The sequence below is a fragment of the Thiohalorhabdus sp. genome (genome assembly GCF_036628635.1).
Taxonomy (GTDB): domain Bacteria; phylum Pseudomonadota; class Gammaproteobacteria; order Thiohalorhabdales; family Thiohalorhabdaceae; genus Thiohalorhabdus.
In genome coordinates this window covers 1-3,288 of the sequence record NZ_JAZKRM010000109.1, presented here as the reverse complement: position 1 = coordinate 3,288, position 3,288 = coordinate 1, and the positions used below count along the sequence as shown (strand labels likewise).

Below are 3,288 nucleotides of genomic sequence, written 5' to 3'. Positions count from 1 at the left end.
AGGTAGGGTCCGCTCCCACTGGCCCTTGAGGGAAGGCAGGGCCAGGCTCAATTGGCGAGGGCGTTATCGAACGCGGCCTGCTCTTCGTAGCCGAACCAGTCCCCTGAGCGGAAGCGGGTTTCACCGATAATCACCTCGCCAGGCAGCTCCCGCCGATCCCGCAGCTGCTCGACGGTGGCCAACAGCTCGCCCAGCTGCCCCTTGCGCTCCGCGAGGGCATCCGCGATGGGCTGGTCCAGGTTCAAATCCTCCACCAACTGCTCCACGGGCCGCTTCAGCACCGGTTCCAGGACGGAAAGGATGGCGGTAAGGAAAGCGCTCCCGGCAAACCAATCGGCGGGCTGGATGCGCTCCGCCGCGAGCTCCATGGTGCGGGCCCGGATCAGGGCCTCGTCCAGAAGGGCCGCCTGGGCTTCGGCCCCGTCCTCGTCCGTCAGCAGCAGCAAAGCAACCCAGCGGCGCAGGTTTCGCATGCCGAGTCCAACCAACGCCTGCCTGAGGGAATGGATGGGCTTTTGCCGCCGGAAGGCGGCGGAATTCAGCAGCTCGAGGAGATGGGCGGCCAGGTCGGGATGCTTCTTGAAGGTGGCCTCGACCTCGGCGAAGTCGGCCTCACTGCTGAGCTTGCGGAACAGCTCGATCAGTGCCAACTGGCGGGGGCTGAGGACGTCGCTGGTGAAGGTAGTGGGCTTGGTGAAGAACGAGCCCTGGAACATGGAGAAGCCCAGAACCCGACAGCGCTGGAAGGCCTCCTGGGTATGGACCCCGTTGGCAAGCCAGGCGGCGCCGCCGCTGCGAAAAGGCGAAACCGTCGCGGTCAGGGTGGACGGCTCCGGGAAACGATCCAGCTCGAAGCGTAGAACATCCGCCGTCCTGCCCAGAAGCTCACTGTCCACGCCGGGGCCACTCACCTCGAATCCCACCTGGAAGGATTCGGCGCGCCGTGCCCGCACCGCCTCCTCGAGGCCGGGCTCGGCGTCGGGCTGGGGCAGCATGAGGGTTGACCCCGCGCCGTTCAGGAAGCTGTCCAGCTCCTGGTACAAGAACTCCCGCGGCAAGTCAGCGAAGATCCGGCGCTGTCCCACCATGCGGGCGAATCCGGGGGAGTTGATCGCGGTCAGCAGCGTCCGGGCCCCCGCCAATCTGGGATCCGGCTGGTCCGCCCCAACGCCGCCATCGCCTTGAACCCCAATACTGAAGCCCAACAGGTGCCAGTCCACGTTCAGAACCGGCTGGCGGGTCAAATAGTGGTTTTCGCCCATTAACAGCTCCTTGCATCCCAATCCCAGCGCCCTTGTTGACCATCCTCCACTGGTTTGGGGCCTTTGTAAAAGCGCCCGGCACCCTGGCTTGCCATAGGCCCGGCAAGGGAGTGGCTTCCCAGCTGTCACCCCAGGCGCTTCCTTGGAAGGTTCCGTGTCGAACAGAGGGGGGATTGACCCTGCCTGAAACTGCGGAAACCGACGAGGGCTGCCTGGGTACGGGCCAAGAAACGGCCGGCGAGATGGGGTTCCTGGGGGCGAGGCAGCAAGGAGCCAGCCTTTCCTCGAACCTGGCCATCCGCCTCACTCAGGCAGGGTGCTTGTGGGAGGGGCTACCAGCCCCGACTTGGATCGGGAGCCCCTCCCGTCGCGGCCAATGGCCGCTCCCATAGGAGGCGGCGAACCTGAATTCGGCCTACTCCTGAGCCAACCGATTAGCCAGATCCTTGAAAAACAGCCAAAGCAACAGGTTGAGCCCTTCTTGGAACAAGCGGAATTGGTACGCGGAGAGCGCCATCAGGCCCGAGTCAACCCCCGCCGTGGTAAGGGCAGCAAGGGAAGGCCAAGGGCGATGAGGGCCAGGGAGGAAGGGACGGGAACCAAGGTGACCTGGCCGCGGATCCATCCGGCAAAGCTCGCCACCCGGATATCCCCGGCGAACTCCCCGAAAGACGCGTTGAGGGATCCGTCAACATCGGAGCTGCCGCCGCAATTGTCCTCCAGCCGAAGGTCATAAGAGGTAATGCACGCAATCTCCCCGTTCAGAATCGTCGGGCCGCCGGAATCACCCGAGGCGCTCATCACCTCATAATTGCCAAGGCCGAGGCCGGTTTTGCCGGGCGAAAGGCCGGCCGGAGCGGTGGCACCACCGCCAAACGGCTCGCCCGATGAATCGGGCTCCTACAATAAGCCGTGCCCCTGTAGGAGCCCGGCTCCGCCGGGCGAGCCGTTGCCTAGGTCCCCTGGCCTCCGAGCCGTGGCCTGGGCCCAATCGCCCCAGCCGGCCAGCTAGGGCGCCAGGGATTCCAGAAGACTTCGCGCGGCGGCCGCTTTCGGGAAGTCCGGGGCTTCCTTTAGCAGGTCCGTCAGTTGCCGGCGAGCCTCGTCGTCGCGACCGCTGTCGGCCAGCGCCGCCGCTAGGTGATAACGCATCAATGGCCGATCGGGCGCTTTCTCGGCGGCCTTCCGCAGGGGCGCCAGCCCCTTCTCGGGCTCGCCGCTTTGCACCAGGGCCCAGCCGTAGGTATCGGCGACCCCGGGGCGATCCGGGGCCAACCGGTAGGCCTTGCGGGCCAGATCCACCGCGCGCTCGCCGTCCCGTTCCAGGTATAGCCAGGCGAGATTATTCAGCAGGACCGGGTTCTCGGGATCACTGTCCAGGCCTTTTTGATAGGTCTGGATCGCACCTGACGGATTGCCGCTCTTGCGCTGTTCCTGGGCCAGCAGGGTCCGGATTTCGGTATCGGCGGGCCGGGCCTCGAGCCATTGCCGCAGGGTGGCGCGCGCGGCCTCGCCCCGGTCCTGCTGCTGGCGCACCCGGAACAGTCCAAGGGCCGCCTCGCGGACGGATCCCCGTTCGAGGGCCGTCCGGTAGGCCTCGGCGGCGGCCTCGAGGGCTCCGGCCTGCTGGTGGGCCCGGGCCACCAGCAGGGGCCCGGCGTGCGACTCGGGCAGGGCCTGCCCCAGGCGAGCGCCCAGCTTGCGCGCCTGCTCGGGCTGGCTGTCCGCCAGTGCCAGGCGCCCTCTCAACTGCAGGGCAGGGGGATGATCCGGCGCCATGTCCAGGGCCTTGTCCAGGGTCTCCCGCGCCGCTTTGCCCCGCTCTTGGGCCAGGTAGACCCGGGCCAGCTCCACTCGGGCCTGGGGCGATTGCGGCCGGTACTCCGCCAGGCGCTCGAAGGTCCGGGCCGCGCTTTCCAGGTCGTCGTTGGCGCGGTGGATGGTGCCCAGAACCGTCAGGACCTGGGGGTTCCGGGGATGGGCTTGCTCCAGCTTGCGGGCCACCTCCAGGGCGCCCAGGACCTTG

Annotated in this window: 2 protein-coding genes; both read right to left on the bottom strand. The window is 67.2% G+C overall.

What is annotated here, in order from left to right:
* Nucleotides 1–47: 47 nt before the first annotated feature.
* Nucleotides 48–1,262, bottom strand: coding sequence for an EAL and HDOD domain-containing protein (locus V5A19_RS14110; protein WP_332319952.1), 1,215 nt, complete (start codon nucleotides 1,260–1,262; stop codon nucleotides 48–50).
* A 1,008-nt stretch (nucleotides 1,263–2,270) separates the two neighbouring features.
* The coding region (locus tag V5A19_RS14105) for a tetratricopeptide repeat protein (RefSeq protein ID WP_332327977.1) at nucleotides 2,271–3,288 on the bottom strand (1,018 nt) is incomplete at its 5' end.

Coding starts and splice junctions, on each gene's coding strand:
- V5A19_RS14110 (WP_332319952.1), bottom strand. CDS start 1,262: ATGGGCGAAAACCACTATTTGACCCGCCAGCCGGTTCTGAACGTGGAC.